20 protein-coding genes and 1 pseudogene are annotated in these 19,941 nt (G+C 55.4%); 13 read left to right on the top strand and 8 right to left on the bottom strand.

The window, feature by feature from the left end:
• Nucleotides 1–584: 584 nt before the first annotated feature.
• Complete coding sequence (locus ABRZ26_RS15075; protein ID WP_319604970.1) at nt 585–1,136, bottom strand: hypothetical protein; 552 nt, start codon at nt 1,134–1,136, stop codon at nt 585–587.
• A gap of 526 nt (nt 1,137–1,662) precedes the next feature.
• On the opposite strand from ABRZ26_RS15075, the gene ABRZ26_RS15080 reads away from it, so the two are divergent.
• Nucleotides 1,663–3,000 (top strand): NCS2 family permease, encoded by a 1,338-nt coding sequence (locus tag ABRZ26_RS15080; protein WP_319604971.1) that lies wholly within the window; start codon nt 1,663–1,665, stop codon nt 2,998–3,000.
• A gap of 95 nt (nt 3,001–3,095) precedes the next feature.
• On the opposite strand, the gene ABRZ26_RS15085 is transcribed toward ABRZ26_RS15080, so the two are convergent.
• Complete coding sequence (locus ABRZ26_RS15085; protein WP_319604972.1) at nt 3,096–3,845, bottom strand: 4'-phosphopantetheinyl transferase family protein; 750 nt, start codon at nt 3,843–3,845, stop codon at nt 3,096–3,098.
• 562 nt (nt 3,846–4,407) lie between these two features.
• Here ABRZ26_RS15085 and ABRZ26_RS15090 point away from each other — a divergent pair.
• A pseudogene (locus ABRZ26_RS15090) lies at nt 4,408–4,635 on the top strand (GNA1162 family protein); the annotation flags it as partial.
• A 113-nt stretch (nt 4,636–4,748) separates the two neighbouring features.
• Here ABRZ26_RS15090 and ABRZ26_RS15095 read toward each other — a convergent pair.
• Both ABRZ26_RS15095 and ABRZ26_RS15100 read right to left on the bottom strand, forming a co-directional pair.
• Nucleotides 4,749–5,174 carry an organic hydroperoxide resistance protein gene (locus ABRZ26_RS15095; RefSeq protein WP_319604973.1) on the bottom strand — a complete coding sequence of 142 codons (426 nt, stop codon included), beginning with the start codon at nt 5,172–5,174 and terminating at the stop codon, nt 4,749–4,751.
• Nucleotides 5,175–5,397: 223 nt separating this feature from the next.
• The gene (locus ABRZ26_RS15100) at nt 5,398–5,757 is read right to left on the bottom strand and encodes a winged helix-turn-helix transcriptional regulator (protein ID WP_319605101.1); all 360 of its coding nucleotides are present in this window, start codon (nt 5,755–5,757) and stop codon (nt 5,398–5,400) included.
• Between the two features lie 126 nt (nt 5,758–5,883).
• Here ABRZ26_RS15100 and ABRZ26_RS15105 point away from each other — a divergent pair, with 126 nt between their 5' ends.
• On the top strand, nt 5,884–6,735 hold the full coding sequence (locus ABRZ26_RS15105) for an SDR family oxidoreductase (protein WP_319605102.1): 852 nt from the start codon (nt 5,884–5,886) through the stop codon (nt 6,733–6,735).
• Nucleotides 6,736–6,799: 64 nt separating this feature from the next.
• Here ABRZ26_RS15105 and ABRZ26_RS15110 read toward each other — a convergent pair whose 3' ends face one another.
• Nucleotides 6,800–7,714, bottom strand: coding sequence for a DMT family transporter (locus tag ABRZ26_RS15110; RefSeq protein ID WP_319604974.1), 915 nt, complete (start codon nt 7,712–7,714; stop codon nt 6,800–6,802).
• A gap of 340 nt (nt 7,715–8,054) precedes the next feature.
• On the opposite strand from ABRZ26_RS15110, the gene ABRZ26_RS15115 reads away from it, so the two are divergent.
• From ABRZ26_RS15115 to ABRZ26_RS15125, 3 genes are read left to right on the top strand one after another with little or no spacing between them, the layout of a single operon-like run.
• A complete protein-coding gene (locus ABRZ26_RS15115) occupies nt 8,055–8,891 on the top strand; it encodes a transporter substrate-binding domain-containing protein (RefSeq protein WP_319605103.1) in 837 nt (278 codons plus the stop codon).
• Nucleotides 8,892–8,915: 24 nt separating this feature from the next.
• Nucleotides 8,916–9,605 carry a 5-oxoprolinase subunit PxpB gene (pxpB, locus tag ABRZ26_RS15120; RefSeq protein ID WP_319605104.1) on the top strand — a complete coding sequence of 230 codons (690 nt, stop codon included), beginning with the start codon at nt 8,916–8,918 and terminating at the stop codon, nt 9,603–9,605.
• A complete protein-coding gene (locus ABRZ26_RS15125; RefSeq protein WP_319604975.1) occupies nt 9,602–10,588 on the top strand; it encodes a 5-oxoprolinase subunit C family protein in 987 nt (328 codons plus the stop codon). The genes pxpB and ABRZ26_RS15125 overlap by 4 nt, the downstream gene beginning before the upstream one ends.
• A gap of 342 nt (nt 10,589–10,930) precedes the next feature.
• Here the strand turns inward: ABRZ26_RS15125 and ABRZ26_RS15130 are convergent, their stop codons facing one another.
• Nucleotides 10,931–12,133 (bottom strand): pyridoxal phosphate-dependent aminotransferase, encoded by a 1,203-nt coding sequence (locus ABRZ26_RS15130; protein WP_319605105.1) that lies wholly within the window; start codon nt 12,131–12,133, stop codon nt 10,931–10,933.
• A 439-nt stretch (nt 12,134–12,572) separates the two neighbouring features.
• Here ABRZ26_RS15130 and nac point away from each other — a divergent pair, with 439 nt between their 5' ends.
• From nac to ABRZ26_RS15165, 7 genes are all read left to right on the top strand, one after another.
• Nucleotides 12,573–13,496 (top strand): nitrogen assimilation transcriptional regulator NAC, encoded by a 924-nt coding sequence (nac, locus tag ABRZ26_RS15135; protein WP_319605106.1) that lies wholly within the window; start codon nt 12,573–12,575, stop codon nt 13,494–13,496.
• A gap of 269 nt (nt 13,497–13,765) precedes the next feature.
• Nucleotides 13,766–14,164: an acetyl-CoA carboxylase biotin carboxyl carrier protein gene (locus tag ABRZ26_RS15140; RefSeq protein WP_319604976.1), complete on the top strand. Its 399-nt coding sequence runs from the start codon at nt 13,766–13,768 to the stop codon at nt 14,162–14,164.
• 2 nt (nt 14,165–14,166) lie between these two features.
• Entirely contained in the window at nt 14,167–14,937 is a 771-nt protein-coding gene (locus ABRZ26_RS15145; RefSeq protein WP_319604977.1) for a LamB/YcsF family protein, read from the top strand.
• 146 nt (nt 14,938–15,083) lie between these two features.
• Nucleotides 15,084–15,836, top strand: coding sequence for an SDR family oxidoreductase (locus ABRZ26_RS15150; protein WP_319604978.1), 753 nt, complete (start codon nt 15,084–15,086; stop codon nt 15,834–15,836).
• Between the two features lie 32 nt (nt 15,837–15,868).
• Nucleotides 15,869–16,564 (top strand): amino acid ABC transporter permease, encoded by a 696-nt coding sequence (locus ABRZ26_RS15155; protein WP_319604979.1) that lies wholly within the window; start codon nt 15,869–15,871, stop codon nt 16,562–16,564.
• A 4-nt stretch (nt 16,565–16,568) separates the two neighbouring features.
• Nucleotides 16,569–17,339, top strand: coding sequence for an amino acid ABC transporter permease (locus ABRZ26_RS15160; protein ID WP_319604980.1), 771 nt, complete (start codon nt 16,569–16,571; stop codon nt 17,337–17,339).
• Nucleotides 17,336–18,073: an amino acid ABC transporter ATP-binding protein gene (locus ABRZ26_RS15165; RefSeq protein WP_319604981.1), complete on the top strand. Its 738-nt coding sequence runs from the start codon at nt 17,336–17,338 to the stop codon at nt 18,071–18,073. Before ABRZ26_RS15160 ends, ABRZ26_RS15165 begins: the two co-directional genes overlap by 4 nt.
• Before the next feature lie 65 nt (nt 18,074–18,138).
• Here the strand turns inward: ABRZ26_RS15165 and ABRZ26_RS15170 are convergent, their stop codons facing one another.
• Together ABRZ26_RS15170 and ABRZ26_RS15175 are read right to left on the bottom strand one after the other, a co-directional pair.
• The gene (locus ABRZ26_RS15170; RefSeq protein WP_319605107.1) at nt 18,139–18,951 is read right to left on the bottom strand and encodes a PfkB family carbohydrate kinase; all 813 of its coding nucleotides are present in this window, start codon (nt 18,949–18,951) and stop codon (nt 18,139–18,141) included.
• A 10-nt stretch (nt 18,952–18,961) separates the two neighbouring features.
• On the bottom strand, nt 18,962–19,939 hold the full coding sequence (locus ABRZ26_RS15175) for an SIS domain-containing protein (RefSeq protein WP_319604982.1): 978 nt from the start codon (nt 19,937–19,939) through the stop codon (nt 18,962–18,964).
• Nucleotides 19,940–19,941 lie beyond the last annotated feature (2 nt).

Consider the following 19,941-nt stretch of genomic DNA (forward strand, 5'->3'; position numbering starts at 1 on the left):
GTTGTTTGATATTGCAGATACTTGGCGATAGCAATATCCAGCCGTTCCTGCGTGGTATAACGCTTTCCCATTCGTTGATTATCCCAGGTGCAGTAGCCGAGATAGTTACGTGTACTGGTATAGATCATTTCAATAATCGCAACAATCACCAGAGTGATAAACATTAGCAGTAATATTTTTAGGATGAATTTAATTACCGAGCTAACTTTTATTTTTGGTTTTTGGCTAATCACCTTGGTGCCCTGCTATTTATTGCTTTGCTAATTAATTTACATTGAATTAGTTGGGTATCTATTCAACTGGCGGATAGTTGCCAAACGATACGAGCTATTTTATACATTGAAGCTCAATGTGCTTCAATGAATTTTTTTGAACAGTTTTTGTTTTTTTCTGCCGAGTAAGAATGTTAATTGAGAATTATTGCAACGAATTAAAGTTATTATTGGTTCTGAGGGCCAATTTATTGGTGACTTGCTCTGCGGTGGGAAGTGCCAAAACGTTCTCCTTGAAGCGGTTTGCTTAGTAATATTAAAACCCAATTAAACGGTCCGTACATTGGTTCCTTCTGTTTGAAACTTATAGAACTAACCACTGCGAGCATAGCCGCAATTATTAACCTGATAATATGAATATTTTGAAATAATATATTTATGGGTGCCAGTTTTATTGTCTATATAGCGAATCTTATGTCGAAAATCGAACATACCATCTCCGATGCCATCCGTGCGTTCCCAGAAACCTAAAACAGGCCCCTCGACTAACCCCCAAGTACGTTCGCAACATGTCGGATTTTCTTTTATGAATTCCTCTTTGTTACGGTAGTGTATCAAAGTAAAATGTTGCTCTAGTTCATCAGAACTACCAATAATGCGTTCGGATTTTCCGATTTCAAAATAATCACCCGTTGTTTGATATTGCAGATACTTGGCGATAGCAATATCCAGCCGTTCCTGCGTGGTATAACGCTTTCCCATTCGTTGATTATCCCAGGTGCAGTAGCCGAGATAGTTACGTGTACTGGTATAGATCATTTCAATAATCGCAACAATCACCAGAGTGATAAACATTAGCAGTAATATTTTTAGGATGAATTTAATTACCGAGCTAACTTTTATTTTTGGTTTTTGGCTAATCACCTTGGTGTCCTGCTATTTATTGTTTTGCTAATTAATTTCCATCAATTTAGTTAAATGCAAATTCAACTGGCGGATAATCACCGAACAAAGTGCGCTATTTTATACATGTAGCTGATGACGTTTCAATGACAATTTTTATAAAAACATTTTTATTTCCTCATCATTCTATCGATTAGCGAATAACATTATTCACAATGTTCTCTTTAATAAAGTAGAGCGGCTGTTTGCTGGTTTTTATTATAAGAATAATTAATTTAATAATTTAATGGCGAATGTCGCCCTTGATAACAAATTCGTCATTATTGGCGATATTGAACGTGATGCGGCTCCGGTGATTGGCGCGTTCGACATTGTCCGGTCAATTCTATCCCGACGCGTTGGCGACTCTGCCTCTACCTTCCCGCCCCTTTAACTCTATGGGTATAAGTTATTTTTATGGAAAGAAAAAATGGCGGGTGCGCGTCAATGCGCGCGATTTTGTTATAGGATAGCCCAAAACTATCCTCTCTTTTTTGGAACACTGACAATGAATAAATTGCAATCGGCTCCCGCTGACGGGCAAGGCGTGCTGGAGCGTGTGTTTAAACTGACCCGGCATGGCACGACCGTACGGACGGAAATGATCGCCGGCTTCACCACCTTTTTGACCATGGTGTATATCGTTTTCGTTAACCCGCAGATTTTAGGCGTTGCGGGCATGGATACGCAGGCGGTGTTCGTCACGACCTGTTTGATTGCCGCGTTTGGCAGTATCTTTATGGGCCTGTTGGCGAATCTGCCCGTTGCGCTGGCGCCGGCCATGGGTCTGAACGCCTTTTTCGCTTTTGCCGTCGTTGGCGCGATGGGGCTGTCATGGCAGGTGGCGATGGGGGCGGTTTTCTGGGGCGCGGTCGGTTTCCTGCTGCTGACTATCTTCCAGATCCGTTATTGGATGATCGCCAATATACCGCTGAGTTTGCGGCTGGGTATCGCCAGCGGTATCGGTCTGTTTATCGCCATGATGGGGTTGAAGAACGCCGGCATTATTGTTTCCAACCCTGAAACGCTGGTTACGGTGGGTAACTTAACCTCCCACAGCGTGCTGCTGGGCGCGCTCGGCTTTTTCATTATCACGGCTCTCGCGTCGAGGAATATTCATGCGGCGGTGCTGATTTCAATCGTGGTGACCACGGTCATCGGTTTACTGCTGGGGGATGTTAAGTTTAACGGCGTTTTCGCGATGCCGCCAAGCGTCACCTCCGTCGTGGGTCAGGTGGATATTGCGGGCGCGCTGAATCTGGGGCTGTCCGGCGTGATTTTCTCCTTTATGCTGGTTAACCTGTTCGACTCTTCCGGTACGTTGATTGGGGTAACGGATAAAGCCGGTCTGGTGGATGAACGCGGTAAGTTTCCCCGCATGAAGCAGGCGTTATATGTGGATAGCATCAGCTCGGCCGCCGGGGCGTTTATCGGCACCTCCTCGGTTACCGCCTATATCGAAAGTTCTTCCGGCGTGACCGTCGGCGGGCGTACCGGCCTGACGGCGGTGGTGGTCGGCCTGCTATTCCTGCTGGTCATTTTCCTGTCGCCGCTGGCAGGGATGGTGCCGGCTTATGCCGCGGCGGGCGCGCTGATCTATGTGGGCGTATTGATGACATCGAGCCTGGCGCGGGTGAATTGGGATGATTTAACCGAGGCCGTCCCCGCCTTTGTTACGGCGGTGATGATGCCGTTCAGTTTCTCGATCACCGAAGGGATCGCGCTGGGCTTTATCTCTTATTGCGTGATGAAACTGGCGACGGGACGCTGGCGCGAGATCAGCCCTTGCGTGGTGGTGGTGGCCTTGTTGTTCTTGTTAAAGATCATCTTTATCGACGCTCATTAAATTTATCATGCTCCGGGGGGTTCCTCCCGGGGTTCTGCATCGTCGTCAGCCTCGCTATGCCGAGGCGTGATGGCCCGCCTTATTTTGACGACCGATCATGATTGCGCAGGCGTCTCCGGCGACGATTTTTCCGCCGTGTGGCTGGTTAGTTTCATATAGCGTAAGGACTGGCGCTGCTGTTGCACGATCTCTCCGGTTTTATTCATGCCCGCATCGGTGGAGTAGGTCCACATGACCAGACGGTTTAGCGTGGGGACGTGCGCGCAGGCCCAGGCCAGATAATCATCAATGTCGCTCATGACTTCAACGGCGGGAAGCGCGTTGGAACTCAGCCGTCCGGAGGCCGGATGGAGCCTCAGGTTTTCCGCGCGACACGCGTTCGAACGCGGTATTTTCATCAGGGAATGGCGAATGGTACACAGCTGCGTCGCGGCTTCCAGCGGATCGCGTTGCGCCTCGATCCAGGCCTTTTCCGCCGGCGTCTGGGTCTGCATAGCCGCAGGCGTCTGATTGTTTGAGCGCATGTGAACGATCTCGATATCCACGCCGACGCAGCCCTCTTCGCTGAGCAGAATCGCGATGGTATTTCCGGCATATCCCACGCTGAAATTAGGCAGGCAGGGATCGGCAAAATAGGAGCGCCCGTCCGAGGAAACGAGCAGTTTGGGGAGTTGCTGATAGCCAAAAAAATAGAACATCATCTCAGCCAGCAGCGCCCGGCTTTTCAAATAACGCTCGCGACGTTTGGCCGCAAAACTTTTTGTCGATGAAATAAGCTCATCCGGCAATCTTTGGAGATTGGGCAGTGCTTCCGTGCTGGTCCACCGGACGAAATGGCAGGACATTGTTCACTCCGTGATGATGATAAAAACAGAATGTCTCGTTTGAGCCACGTTTAAAGGGATGTGTCCATGTTCTTTCAAGTTGCCGCCGCGTTCGCCCCTTGAAAGTGAATAGATGCATATTATCAGACAAAAATATGATCTAAAGAAAAATAAATGGATAAATCGGCGATTATTGTTTATTAATCACAATTATCTTCCGAAATACTATTTTTTATCGAAAAATAACATATACATAATATCGCCTTTCTTCCCTGGCGCATTGAGGCGGCGCACCCCACCAGAAAACGGTAAGTCGTCGCTCAGATCAACGCGCGAGTTTCTAATTTTGGATACCGGGATTTCTTTCCGGTTACCTGAAAGGCGTTTGGCATGGGGCGGGCCAGCATCTCGTCAGAAGAAAATGCAACTGTCCCCCCTGTGACTATCCATCATCCTAATGATTTTAATGACCGGCAACCTTGATATAGGACAGGTAAGAAGAGGGAGGATTAATAAAATTATTTAATCTATTCAGCAGGTTACAGGGATTTTTCGTCGGGTTATCCTTTTGATTTTCATCGTTTTACCAACCGGCACTTTATTATGGCGCGGAAGCGCCACGGCATCCGGCGCCAAGCGGCAGTCGAACGCCGGCGGCGGCATTATCGGTATTCTGGTGCAGGCGGCGGTTAACCAAATCGCCAGCACCATGACGGATAAAGGCCACGATATCGCCGGAATTGCCGGCGGACGTTTGCTTGCAGCCGGTCAGCCCCGCGGTATGCTCTATGGCCCGCGTTCATTGCAATAGGGTAAAGAAATCAACTAAGTTGCCGTGAACGGCGGGCGTTTAAGCGCGCCGGTCAAGAAGAAATAATCCGGAGTCGGTTCTCTGACTTCGGATTAATCGTGCGGGGATGCGAATCAGACAACCGTCAGCGTGACATCAATATTGTTTCGGGTGGCATTCGAGTACGGGCAAACCACGTGAGCCTTCTTCACCAGTTCTTCCGCCTTGGCTTTATCAAAGCCCGGAACCGAGATCTTCAGCGCCACTTCAATACCGAAACCCGTAGGAAGTTTACCGATACCGACGCTGCCTTCGATGGACGTATCGGATGGCAGCGAGACTTTCTCGCTTGCGGCGACGCTCTTCAGCGCGCCCAGAAAACAGGCGGAGTAACCGGCGGCAAACAGCTGTTCGGGGTTGGTGCCTTCACCGCCTTTGCCGCCCAGCTCTTCCGGCACATCAAGTTTGACATCAAGATGCTTGTCCGAGGAAACCGCGCGACCGTCGCGCCCGCCGGTGGCTTTGGCATGAGCAACATAGAGAACTTTTTCGATAGACATATTTTCTCCTGTGATTGACGAGTACATAACCAAGCTTAGACCATGCCGGCGCATCACGACCGAATGAAATGATGAGTTAAACGCAATATTTAGTTAAATAATCTGTAGATACAGTGGGTTGTGGTGTTTTATTAAAAACAGCGACGTATTTTTTAAGAAAAAACCGAAGCCGCTCGCGCGTTCGGCAACCGGCGTCGGCTCATGGGGCAGGCCAGCCTGCGGACTATCGATCCTGATGCGCCGTCTGCGCCGCTAATATGGCGGCGATATTATCCTCAATCCAGTCGGCCAGAATTTTGACTCGCTCGCTGGCTTCTTTGCCCAGCGGCGTCAGGCTGTATTCGACATGCGGCGGTACCACCGGGTAAGCGGTTCGCAGGATGAATCCATCATTTTCCAGCCATTGCAGCGTTTGCGCCAGCATGCGCTCGCTGACCCCGTCGATTCTGCGCCGTAGCTGACTGAAACGGTGTGTTCCATCCAGTAACGCCACTAAAATCAGCACGCCCCAGCGGCTGGTGACATGATTGAGAACCTGCCGGGAAGGGCATTTTTCAGCGAACAGATTGCCCTGCAACGGCATAACGGATGATGAAGCGGCGGCGGCGACTTTTTCTGACACGATACTTACCTTTATGTACGTACTTACTTAAAGTTAGCTTGTGGACTATTATGCCTGTCAATGACCGTCAAATAAAGGAGCTTCATGATGATTGCTATTACAGGTGCATCGGGCCAGTTGGGCCGTTTGGTAATTGAACAACTGCTGGCGAAACAACCGGCGGGCGACATTCTGGCGCTGGTGCGGGATGTGACGAAAGTCGCTGATTTAGCCGCACGCGGCGTTCAGGTAAAGGCGGCGGATTACAATCAGCCGGATTCTCTGGTCGCCGCGTTGCAAGGCGTGGATAAACTTTTGCTGATTTCCTCCAGCGAAGTGGGAAAACGCGCGGCGCAACATCGTAATGTGATTGAGGCGGCGAAGCAGGCCAACGTCAAGCTGCTGGCCTACACCAGCATTCTGCATGCCGATCGCTCGCCGCTGGGTCTGGCGAAAGAGCATCGGGAAACCGAGGAGCTGATCAAAGCCTCCGGCCTGCCTTATACGCTGCTGCGCAACGGCTGGTATAGCGAAAACTACGCGGCCAGCATACCCGCCGCATTGCAGCACGGCGTGTTTATCGGCAGCGCCGGCGAGGGGAAAATTTCCTCGGCCACCCGCGCTGATTATGCCGCCGCCGCCGTCGCGGTGCTGACTCTGGACAATCAGGCCGGTAAGGTTTACGAACTGGCGGGCGATGAGGCGTACACGCTGGCGCAGCTGGCGGCCGAAATCAGCCTTCAGTCGGGCAAGACCATTGGTTACCAGAATCTGCCGGAGGCGGAATATAGCGCGGCGTTGGCCGCGGCAGGCGTACCGGCGGCGTTCGCGGATATCATCGCCGATTCGGATGTGGGCGCGTCCAAAGGCGGTTTATTTGACGATGAACATCAACTGAGCCGGTTGATTGGCCGTCCTACCACGCCGCTGGCGACCGTGGTGAAATCGGCCATCCAATAATAAGTTCGGCATAAATGAATGCGGCGGGCGTCGGTGTAGCCCGCCGCATTCGTTTCGACGCCGGCTAGATGGCGGAGCGACGCACCGGCGCGCGGCGCCGTTCGCACCAGACGGTAAAAATACCGGCGCAGGCGATAATGGCGGCGCCCGCGATGGTGGAGAATTCCGGAATGCTGTCGAGAAAAAGGTAGCCAATCAGCATCGCCCATACCATCGTGGTGTAATCGAAGGGAGCCAGCAGCGAGGCGTCCGCGTAACGCAGGCTGAGCGTGATCAGAATTTGCGCCATGCCGCCGAAAAAACCGCAGCCGATCAGCAACGCCAACTGTTTGGCGTCAGGCATCAGCCAGCCAAAGCATGCCGTGGCCAGACCAATAAACATGGTCATCAGCGAAAAATAGAAAACAATGGCGCCCGGCTTTTCTTTACCATTAAGGAAACGGATCTGCACCGATGAGGTGGCGGAACAGAGCGCGGCCAGTAGGGCAAACAGCACGCCGATGGCGGAGCCGGCCGCGGCCGAATGGGAGGAGAATACCGACCCGCTGGCGTTTAAATGCGCCCAGAGCATGACGATAATCCCGGAAAAACCGACGACCACCGCCAGCCAGCGGTAGAAGCGCACCTTCTCTTTTAACAGTATCGCCGCCATAATCACGGTAAACAGCGGGGCGGCATAACTAATCGCGGTCATATCCGCCAGCGAAATATAGACCAGCGCCAGATAATTAAAATACATGCCTCCGGTACCGGAAAAACCGCGCACCAGGTGGCCGAGTATATTTTTGGTTTTTATTAATTCAATAACATTGCCCTGAAATTTAAGCCAGATCAGCAATGGGATCAGCGCGACAAAGGAACGAAAAAAAATCACCTCGCCGGTTGGAATTGCGCCGTTCAATCCTTTTACGCAGGCCAGCATTAACGTTGCACACAGGGCCGACATTATTTTCAGTAATACGCCCACTCTCGAATTCATTGTTAACTTCACTCTCTGGCTTAAAAATCGAATGTGCGTCCCGGATATAAAGGACGCTGTTGTTACCATAGAGTGACCGTCATGCAGGCTGTTAAGATAATTTCGTTCTGCCTGGATAGTTTTTCCTTATATTTACCCGGCTGCTGTCTCCCCGTCATACAAATTGCGTATCGCCACACAGGCTTTCCGTCTTATACATCTTTCCCTCTTTGCTTTTATAGTCATATTACGGTAGCGGCAAAAGATAAGTTTTATTGCTATCACGCTGTTTTTAAATGCTTAATCAGGAGAAGACAGGGGTAACTTCTATTCTCAACTAAAAAATATCGGGGAACTCATGATGAAACTGAAATTGCTTGCGGGCGCGGTATTGGCGATGCCCTTGATGATGACCTCAACCGCGCATGCGGATGCGCTGGCGGATATTCAATCCCGTGGTCAGTTGAATTGCGCGGTGTATTCCGATGTGCCGCCGTTTTCTTCTCCCGATCCTAAAACGCGACAGTTAGTGGGAATGGATGTCGATCTCTGCCACGCGCTGGCGAAACAGATGGGCGTCGGCGTGAATTTGGTGCCGACCTCGATTGAGGCGCGTATCGCCGTCATTATCACCGGCCGCGCCGATGTATTGATCGCCAATCTGGCCTATACGAAATCACGCGGTAAACAGATTCAGTTCAGCGATCCCTACTATATTGCGAAAGAAGTTCTGGTGGTGAAGAAGCCCAACGAAAATAAAACGCGCGCTGATTTTAAAGATAAGCGCATCAGCGCCACCAAAGGCACCACCTCCGAACAGTCAATCTATCTGGCCGGCGCCAAAGCCGTGACCTTCCAGGATGCGGCATCCGCCTTTTTGGCGCTTGAGCAAAATAAAGTCGTCGGTTTCGTCACCAACACGATGACGGGCATCAAAATGATTTCCCAGGCGAAAAAAGACGGTATCGAACTGGGCATGATCAAAGAGCCGATGGCGCTGGAGCCGATTGGCGTCGGTATGAAGAAAGATGAGCCCGCTCTGCTGGATGCGGTGAACGGCAGCATGAAAGCGATGGATGATTCGGGCGTTATCGACAAAATCTGGAATACCTGGATTGGCCCGGATACCGAATACAAAATGGTGCGCGAAGAAAGAGTGCAGCCGTTTTCCAGCCTGAAATTTGAACCTCTGGAATAAGTGATGACCATGTTGTCTGGAGAGATGCCGGGGCGCATCTCTTTATCGCTTGTCAATTTGGGCGAGCAGGTGAAGGTATCCACCATCGGCAGTCGGGCTTATCTGATCGATGCGCCCGGTGATTTTGATTTGCCCGCCCAGCGCCGTATCTGGGCGCTGGCGGACGCATTGCGGCGGCGCGACGATATCGAGTCATTGATTCCCGGCGTGACCAATCTGCTGGTGTTGTTTAAACAAACGCCGCCCGATCCCGAGGCGGTCGCCGCGTTATTACGGGAGGCGTGGGACAGCGCCCAATCGATCGCCCCGAAAGGGAAGCTGATTGAAATTCCGGTCTGTTACGGCGGCGAACATGCCGGCGATCTGGATGCGGTTTGTCAGTTTACCGGATTGCCGGCCGCCGAAGTGGTGCGCCGCCACTACCAGGGACGCTATACGGTATTTTGCCTCGGCAGCGCGCCGGGGTTCGGTTATCTGCATGGCCTGGATCCGACGATCGCCACGCCGCGCAAAAAAGTACCGTCGTTGCAGATGCCGCGAGGCGCGGTAACCATCGGCGGCGCGCAGACCGGTATTGCGGCCCTGACCGGGCCGAACGGCTGGAATGCGATCGGTTTTGCCGATATCGCGGTGTTCGACCCGATGGCCGACTCCCCCGCGCTGATGGCGCCGGGCGACAATATTCGCTTTCTACCCGAAAGGATTGAACTGTGATAGATGTGATCAAAACCGGCCCGCTGAACACGGTGCAAGACCTCGGCCGCACCGGTTTTCGCCATATCGGCGTTTCGGTCAGCGGCGCGATGGATTCGCTGGCGCTGCGCGTGGGCAATATCATGCTCGGCAATGAGCAAAACGCCGCCGGCATTGAAGTTCAGCTATTTCCTTTCCTTCTGTGTTTCCAGCGCGATACGGCGATCGCCTTAACCGGAGCCGATTGCCGGGCCACGCTTGACGGCGCGGCCTTGCCGCCCTGGTGGGCCTGCCGGGTTCGGGCCGGACAAACGCTGGAGATGCGCTATCCGCGTCAGGGTGCGCGGGGCTATCTCTGCGTGGCGGGCGGCATTGACGTGCCGGTGGTGATGGGATCGCGCAGCACGGCGTTACGCGGCGGCTTCGGCGGACTGGAAGGACGGCCGCTGGCCAATGGCGATCGCCTGCCGATAGGCGAGGCCGTCGGCGCTGAACCGCCGCCCGGCGGCCTCGGCGTGGTGCCGCCGGATGTCGCGCTGGTCGACGTATTTCCGCTCGGACGCGGCGGCGCCTTGCAACTTCGCGCTATCCCGTCCGGGGAGTATGCGCTTTTCGCCCACGACGCCCCGCGCTTTTGGTCGCAGCAGTGGACCATCTCCAATCACAGCAACCGCACCGGCTACCGGCTGAGCGGCGAACCCATAATCCCTTCCCGCGTGGTGGAAATGCGCTCTTACGGGCTGATCCCCGGCGTGGTGCAGGTTCCGCCGGCGGGCGAGCCCATTATCCAACTGAGCGATGCGAATACCGCGGGCGGCTATCCGAAGATTGCCGGTCTGATTGAGGACGATCTCTGGCGGCTGGGGCAGGCGCGGGCCGGGGATCGCATTCAACTGGTTGAGAGTCATGTCGATGAAGCGATAGCGGTCAGCCGGGCGGTGAATGATTATCTGGCCGCGCTGACCAGAAGCTGCCGCCAGGTGGCCGGCGCCGCTTTGGGGTGATGCCAGCCGGTATCCCGCCGTCTCCGGCAACACCCGCCGTCTCCGGCAACACCCGCCGTCTCCGGCAACACCCGCCGTCTCCGGCAACAGCCCGCAATCCCGGCAACGCTCCGTCACCCCCGCAACACCCCATCACTCCCGTCATCCCCGCGGCAGTAGGCGGGGATCTCCCGCTGCAACCCTGGACAGAGACAGACATTGCTGGATTTGCGCCGACGCGGGAATGGTATAGCGGAGGGGGTGACTGCGTATAATACGCCGTTTTTGCGGCCGTCGGGCATCGCCTGCCGCCGCAGACAGGCGTTAACATTCCCGACGGTGTGGAGGAAGAACGAAGAAGCGTTAGCGAATACCTGCGCAAAACGCGGCGATGCGGTCGCAGCCTTCCTGCAAGATTTCCATGCTGGTGGCGTAAGAGAGGCGGAAAAAGGGGCTCATACCGTAAGCCGCGCCCTGAACGGTCACCACATGCTGTTCTTCCATCAGCGCCAGCACAAAGTCGGTATCGCTGCTGATGACATGGCCTTCGCGCGAGGTTTTGCCGATAAACGCGGCGATATTCACGAACAGGTAAAATGCGCCCTGCGGCTTATGGCACAGCAGTCCGTCAATCGACGCCAGCCGTTCCAGAACATAATCACGGCGCTGACGATAGATTTCCGCCCGCTCTTTCAACAGATCCTGAGGCCCATCCAGCGCCGCAACCGAGGCGGCCTGCGTCAGCGTGGCGACGCCGCCGCTGTTCTGGGTGTTAACGTTGCTCATCGCTTTGATCAGATCTTGGGGGCCGCCGCAAAAACCGAGGCGCCAGCCGGTCATCGACCAGGCTTTGGATACGCCGTTGACCGTCAGGGTGCGCGTGATCAGTCGGGGTTCCACTTCGGCGATGGTATAGAAGGTGATGCCGTCATAAATCAGATGTTCATAGATATCGTCGGTCAGGATCCAGATGTCAGGATGGCGCAACATGACGTCGGCGATAGCCTGTAGCTCTTGACGGCTGGCGACCGAACCCGTGGGATTGCTGGGATAGTTGAGCAGCAGCCATTTGGTTTTCGGCGTGATCGCCTTTTCAATCTCCGCGGGATAGGGTTTAAAGCCGTTTTCCTGCGGGCAAGGCACCGGCACCGGCACGCCGCCGGCGAATTTCACGATATCGGCATAGCTAATCCACGATGGCGTCGGGATCAGCACTTCATCGCCGGGGTTAATGGTCGCCAGCATGGCGTTAAAAATAATCTGCTTGGCTCCGCCCGCGGTAATAATCTGGCTGATTTCATAATCAAGGTGATTATCTCGCTTGAATTTACGCTGAATGGCGGCGCGCAGCGCCGGCGTGCCGTCCGTCGGCGGGTAGCGCGTATCGCCGGCCAGCGCGGCGGCGTAGGCCGCCTCTATGGCATGCGGCGGCGTGGGGAAATCGGGTTCGCCGGTGGATAAACCAATGACGGCGATCCCCTGAGCGGCGAGGTCGCGCGCTTTCTGGGTCATCGCGACGGAAGCGGAAACAGTGACATTTTTTAAGCGATCGGCAATTTCAGGCATGGTGTGGGGATTCCAGTCAGTCCAGAGTCGCGTCATGCCGATACCGCATAACATCGGCCAAAGCAGGCGGCATGACATGGAGCAAAGAATCAGGCCATTAAGAAATGGTCTACGTCGGACAGAGCATAAGAGCGAATCGTCGCGGCGGGCTAATAGCGCTTTGTTGTGGTGACATAACACAAAACGATGGTTACCGGCGGCGCTTCGGCGATCGGCCGGTCATGGTTTGCATTACCGCCGCCATTGCACTGCTATGGTGCAATTACGGGTATCGGTTGCCGGCGAAAAAGACCCCGTAGGCCTGTCGGCGCTGAATTTCGCCGCTAATAGATTGAAATTCGTACATAGATAAAAGAAAGATAAGGATTTCAGCCTGGTGAATATATTTGGCTTAGAACTTGCTACACAAATGTAAAGACATCGCTGCGAGGAAACCATGATGAATCTCCGTCGACTAAAGTACTTCATAAAAATCGTTGACGTCGGCAGCCTGACGCAGGCCGCCGATATTCTTCATATTGCGCAACCCGCACTGAGCCAGCAATTAGCCACTCTGGAAGGGGAAGTGAATCAGCAATTGCTCATTCGCACCAAGCGCGGCGTAACGCCGACCGAGGCGGGGAAAATTCTCTACACCCATGCGCAGGTGATCCTGCGTCAGTGCGATCAGGCCCAGAGCGCCATTGACGGCGCCGGTTTGGCGCTGTCCGGCAATGTTTCCGTCGGGCTGGCGCCGGGGACGGCGGCTCAGCAACTGGCCTTGCCGCTGATGGAGGAAGTGCGCCGTCAGCATCCGGGCATCGTGCTCTATTTCAATGAAAATTTCGGCACCACCTTAAGCGAACTGATCATGAATGGCCGCATGGACATGGCGGTGATTTACGGCATCCGCGAGATCCACGGCTTACGTTTTATGCCGCTGATGAAAGAAGATCTCTATTTTGTCTGCCCGGCCTCGTTGGGCAAACCGAAAGTGAGCGTCGATCTGGCGGAAGTCGCGCGCTACGACCTGTTTTTGCCGCGCATTTATAACGTCATGCGTAAAGTGGTCGATGATGCCTTTACCCTTCAGGGACTCGCCTACCGGGTGAACTGCGAAATCGAGTCGCAAACGACGCTGAATGCCGCGGTGGGCGCCGGATTAGGCTGCACCATCATGCCGGAATCTTCCGCGCGCGCGATGCTGAAGGCCAGCAACGCCTGGATGGCGAAAATCGATAATCCCAATCTACAGGCGTCGCTGTCATTTTGTATGTCTGATCATCTGCCCCTGTCGCAACCCGCGAAGGCGGTCAAAGATATCTTGTTGGCGCTGATGGCTAAACGGACGACGGATAACCGTCCGCTGGCGCTGGTGGGGTAATAAGTCTCCCTTATCATCGTAAAGCGAAACCCTCTTACCGAATGGCTGTTTGGCTACGTTACAGTGCTTTTTATCCCCAGCGCGCCGGCACTGACTGGCGGTTGGCGGAAGGAAGCCGATGCGGCGCCGCCTTCAACCGCGCCGTATAGCCGCGTCCTCCGCACCGTCTGTCCTTTTGGCCGCCCCTGGGAAGAATCAGCAATCACGGCGGACGATTTGACGGGATAAGTATGCACACAAGCCAATTAGCTCTGAAGGATTTACGCAATGTGGCTCAAAAAATGCGCCGGTCGGGGCTATCTCAGATAGAGATCGGCGGCAACGGTTATCGCGTTCGGCTCAAGTTTGATCCGACCTGCGGCGCGCTGCCGGTCGGGGAGGCGCTAACGCCGTCGCCGGCCGCGGCGCCGCCCGACGCGCAAACGGCCATCTTGCGCGCATCCATGCCCGGCACGGTCTGGCTGTGGCACCCGAGCAACGGTCAGCCGTTCGCGCCGCCCGGTTCGACGGTAAAGCAAGGCGAGGTGCTGGCTCTGCTGAAAGTGGGGCTGATCTACCTGCCGCTGCTCAGTCCGGCCGACGGCGCGGTCGACGCGCTGCGGGTCGCTCACGGGGAGTCGGTGGAGTACGACAGCGCCATTCTCACGTTACGAAAAATAGAGGTTTGATCATGAAGTCGATTGATTTGAATGCCGATCTTGGCGAAGGCTTCGGCGATTATCGCATTGCCGACGACGCCGCGCTGATGCCGCTGATTACCTCCGCCAACGTCGCCTGCGGTTTTCACGCCGGCGACGCGGTGATTATGGCGCAGACCGTGGCGTTGGCGAAAAAACATCGCGTCGATCTGGGCGCGCATGTGGGATTGCCGGATCTGATGGGGTTTGGCCGCCGACGCATGCAGATAGAAGCCGAGGTGCTGGCGCATTACGTGACGTATCAGCTCGGCGCGCTGTCCGCCTTTGCCCGCGCCGCGGACTATCCGCTGACGCACATGAGTTTTCACGGCGCGCTCGGCAACATGGCCTCTGAGGACGAGGCGCTGGCGGATACGCTGTTGCGCGCCGTGCAAGCGTTCGACCCGACGTTGATCGTCAGCACCATGGCCGGTAATGCCGTTGAGCGCGCGGCGCGGCGGCTGGCATTGCCGGTGGCGTGCGTTTTCCTGGCCGATCGCGCCTATGAAAGCAACGGGTTGTTGGTCAGCCGCGGCAAGCCGGGCGCGGTGATCCACGATTTACAGCAGGTTAAGGCGCGGGTGCGTCAGTTGCTGACCGAAGGAACCATCCGCAGCATCGACGGCGAAATGCTGCGCGCGGATGTGTCGTCGATTCTGGTGCATGGCGATACGGCGGAAGCGATCGACATGGTGAAAACATTGCGCGCGGTGATTGAAGAAACGGGTCTGCGCATCGAACCGGCGTCGCGTCAGGTTCGTTAGCCGCGCCCTTATCCGAGGTTATAAGTCTCCCTTATCGCCTCAAATCATTTATGTCTTATACCCGTTTTCATTTACTGGATAGAGTCAAATGACTCGGCACGTTTATTGGAATAACGGTGAGCTGACAATCGTTCAGGAGAATTGAGATGCCATTTTCAGATTATAAAACCGCGCTGGTGACCGGCGCATCCGCCGGGATGGGGGAAGCGATTGTGGAACGTCTGTGTCAGGAGGGCATCACTGTCCATGCCGTGGCGCGTCGTCAGGATCAACTCTCCGCGCTGGCGGAGCGCACCGGCTGCATTCCTCATGCCATCGACGTCGCGGATACCGATGCGCTGACGCGGCTGTGTAGTGAAATTCAGGTCGATATCCTGGTCAATAACGCGGGCGTTTCCCGTCCCGGCTCGATCCTGGACGCGGATGAAGAGGCGATTGATACCCAGGTCGACGTCAATTTGCGCGCGGTATTGCACCTGTGCCGCCTGCTGGTGCCGGGGATGGTCGAGCGCGACTGCGGACACGTCATCAACATCACCTCGATCGCGGCGATTTACAATTTCAACGGCAACTCCATCTACCATGCGACTAAAGCCGGCGTTCATGCGCTGTCGCGCCAGCTGCGGGTGGACTGCTACGGCAAGCGCGTGCGGGTGACGGAAATCTGTCCGGGCCGCGTCGCCACCGATATTTTCGGCAACGTGATGGGCGATCAAGAAGAGGGGCGTCGTCGCTTTATCGACGGCTTCGAATTGCCGCAGGCGAAAGACATTGCGGATACCGTGGCGTTCGTGCTGGCCGCGCCGGTGGCCGTCAATTTCGGCAATATCGAGATCACGCCGACGCTACAGGTACCCGGCGGCCTGTCGACCATGCGTCCGGGCGACGCGGCGCAGTAACCGACCGGTAAGAGTTGAAGGGGGAATAAACGATGACGCTCGATTTTGACGCAATTTTCACCGGTCAGTTCGGGTCGATGATCGTTGACGGCTCGATACTGACCTTGAAGCTGGCTGTGGGTTCCTGGTCGCTGGCGATGATATTGGCGTTGCTGCTGGTGGTTATCCGCTTAACCCACAAGCGGGCGGCGGTGATGCTGGTGGCGGCTTACGTTTCGTACCATCGCAACGTGCCGACGCTGATCCAGTTGATGATCTGGTATTTCGCGATCCCCACCTTGCTGCCTGAGTCGCTGCAAATGTGGATTAACGATTTCAATGCGGAATTCATCTTCTCGATGATCGCGCTGGGCTTATGTCAGGCGGCCTATTTTTCCGAAGATATCCGCAGCGGATTACGCGCCATCCCCGAAGGACAGAACGAAGCGGCCCGCGCGTTGGGCATGAGCTATGGGCGGGCGATGCGCCTGGTGATTTTGCCTCAGGGGCTGCGTAACTCCCTGCCGTCGCTGATCAATCACACCGTACTGCTGTTCAAGAACACCAGCCTGGCGATGGTGATCGGCGTGACGGAACTGACGTTCGTCACCCGCGAGATTGAAAACCGCACGTTCCGTACTTTTGAAACCTATGTGGTGGCTTCCGTGGCTTACCTGGTTTTTTCTCTGCTGTTAATGGGGGTCGGCGCTTTGTTGGCGCGTCATTTCCAGCGTGTCTATGCGAGGTAATCCCGTGTTGGAAATTTTCACCATATTGCACGATAACGGGATGCTGTTTCTGATGGGACAGTACCCCCAGGGGCCGTTGGGCGGCATTCTCTGTACGTTGCTGATCTCGCTGCTGGCGGTGATCTTCGCCTTTCCCATCGGGGTGCTGCTCGGCGTGGCGCGCCTCTCCCCGTTCCGCTGGATCAGCTGGCCGGCGGCCGGCTGGGTCTATATCTTACGCGGCATCCCGCTGTTGATGGTGGTGTTCTGGACCTATTTCTGCGTGCCGCTGCTCATCGGCCGCAATATCAGCGGTTTTTCCACCATGCTGTGTACGCTGGTGATTTATGAAAGCGCGTATATTGCCGAAATCGTGCGGGGCGGGATTCAGGCGCTGCCGTCGGGCCAGTATGAAGCCGCGCGCGCGTTGGGGATGGGCCACATCAAAGCCTTCCGCATGGTTATCCTGCCGCAGGCGCTCTACAACACGCTGCCGAGCCTGGTAAGTCAATTAGTCTCGATTATCAAGGACAGCACGCTGGGTTATGTCATCAGCGTGCCTGAGCTGACCTACGCGGCGAATCAGGTCAATAACCAATTGCTGACCAAACCTTTTCAGGTGTTCGCCATCGTCGCGCTGGGCTATTACATCATCTGCTATAGCCTGACCTGGCTGGCGAACCGGCTGGAGGCGCATATCGACAACAAGCGCCGTAGCGAAAACCGCACCAGAGGCGACGACGCGCCAAACCAGGCGACTGACCCCAATACCATCGCAATAAGGAATGAGTTATGAGACCGATGATTATGTTCAACAAGGTCAGCAAATGGTATGGCGACTATCAGGCACTGACCGATTTAAACGCCGAGATCAAGAGCGGCGAGGTGGTGGTGGTGTGCGGCCCGTCCGGCTCCGGCAAATCCACGCTGATTCGTACGGTGAATCGACTTGAGCCGATCGAACAGGGACAAATTCTGTTCGACGGCATCGATATTCACGGCACCAGTACGCGATTGAACCAGTTACGCACCCGCATTGGTTTCGTCTTTCAGAACTTCAATCTGTTCCCGCACGTTTCGGTGTTGGACAATATCATGATGTCGCCGGTGAAGGTGTTGGGCGTCAAGCGCGGCGAAGCCCGTAAGCACGCCGGTGAATTGCTGGAGCGGGTCGGGCTGTCTCATAAAGCCAATGCGTATCCGGCCCAGCTTTCCGGCGGTCAGCAGCAGCGCGTGGCGATAGCCCGCGCGCTGGCGATGAAGCCGCCGGTGATGCTGTTTGATGAACCGACCTCGGCGCTGGACCCGGAAATGGTGGGGGAAGTGTTGAACGTCATGCGCGGTCTGGCGCAGGAGGGGATGACGATGATGTGCGTCACCCATGAGATGAATTTTGCCCGTGACGTGGCGGACACCATCTGGTTTATGGATCAGGGACAGATTCTGGAGAAAGCGACGCCGGAGAATTTCTTCCGCTCGCCGCAGCATCCGCGCGCCCAGCGATTCCTGAGCGACCTGCATCAGCATTGAGCGGCGTCGTTTGAATAGACGGCCGCGCCGGGGAAGCGGCGCGGCGTTTGACGGCAATCCGGCGACTAATAGCCTTCCCCCTCGCCGAATGCGCCGTCCAGCAGACAAATTTGCGCGGCGAAGGCGGCGCCGTCTTGCAGACTGGCCGATAACGATTTCCCTGCGAGGTGCGCCAGTAAAAATGCGGTGATAAATGCATCGCCGGCGCCGAGCGTGTCTTGCGCCGCAACGGGTTGCGGCGGTTGCTCCAGCCAGCGTTCGCCGTCAAATAGCAACGCGCCTTGCGCGCCACGGGTCGCAATGGCGTAACATCCGCTCTGACGATGGGCGTCAAACAGAATTTGCCGCGTTTCCTCCAGACTGCGCTCGGCACAGGAGAAAAACGCGTAATCCAGCCACCGGCATAAGGCAAGCGCGGCCGCGATATCGAAATCATCGGAAAAGTCATACGATAGCCGGCCCGGCAGCGCGCTCAGTGCTGGCAACTGGTTATCCAGATAGCTGTAGGCGCTGGTATGCAGCACGGCAAACTGACTCAACCAGTCAATATCCGTTACGGCGAAATCCATTGACGTATGTTGCCGAATGCCGCCTGCATTGGAGCCGAGAAAGATCCGTTCTCCCTGGCTGATGGTCAGGTCGGCATAGCCGTTTTCACCCGACGCCACCCGGCAGCGTGACGTATCAATCTTGCGGGCGGCCAGCGCGCGTCGCACATGCGAACCATTGTCGTCGTCGCCGAACACGCCGAGATAGGCCGCCTGGGCGCCAAGCATTTTTGCGTAGACGCTGAAATTAAGCGCATTGCCGCCCGGATAACGGGTGTGCGTGTGCGTATAACGATCGACGACGTTATCGCCAATACCCAATACTTTCATCATGATGTCCTCAATAGGCGACTTTTCCCATATAACGACGCGTTTCCAGCGGGTGTTGCCGTACCTGCGCCAGCGCGGCGCGATATTCGCACATCACGCTATAGAACAGCACCGGGTTGAAATAGTCCACCACTGACGCCGGAATAACGCTCAGGCCGAGTTCCTTGGCGTCCACGACTTCCATTTTCTCGCCATATTGGGCTAGAAAGCGGACGGCGCGTTCGTCAAGCGGGCGTGTGCGGCCTTCGTTCACCATCACAATCCAGGGCGTGTTTCGGTCAGTGACTTCAAATGGGCCGTGGAAAAATTCACCGCTGTGAATTGAAGCGGCATTGAGCCACTGCATTTCCATTAACGAACAAATCGCGAAACCATAGGCATGGCCGTAAGAGGCGCCGCTGGAAAGCACATAGAACAATGATTCGTTGCGATAACGGTCGGCGAATTCCTCGCTGCGCTGCTGGACTTGCATCCGCGCGCGGGCAATGACGCTATCGATCTGCGCCATACCGCTCTGGAAATCCGCATGGCCGTCGAATCCCTCGCTTTGCGCTACGGCTTCGACGCACAGATTCAGGATCAGCGCCATCGGGTTGTCGACGACCTGGCTGTCATTGCCCCAGGCATACAGAATATTGCTGTCGGACCAGGCGATCAGCTCTGCTTCGGCGTTATGCGTCAGGGTGATCGTCGTACTGCCATGCTGCTGCGCCAATTTCGCCGCCGCGACGGATTCGGGCGTATTGCCTCCGTGGGAACAGACGATGGTCAGGGCGTTTTTACCCAGCGTTTTTGGCGCGGCGTGGACGAATTCATTTGCCGTCATCATAAAGCTGCGCAGCGTGGCGGATTCGCGGTTAAGAAAATAGTGTGCGGGATACATATCGACCAGCGAGCCGCCGCAGGCAACAAGAAATATCTGACGCAGGCCGCCTTGCGGATGAAAACGGCTTTCCATTAACGAAGAGATGATTGCAGCGGTATTCATGA

It is taken from the genome of Brenneria sp. L4-2C (genome assembly GCF_040240335.1).
Lineage (GTDB): Bacteria > Pseudomonadota > Gammaproteobacteria > Enterobacterales > Enterobacteriaceae > Brenneria.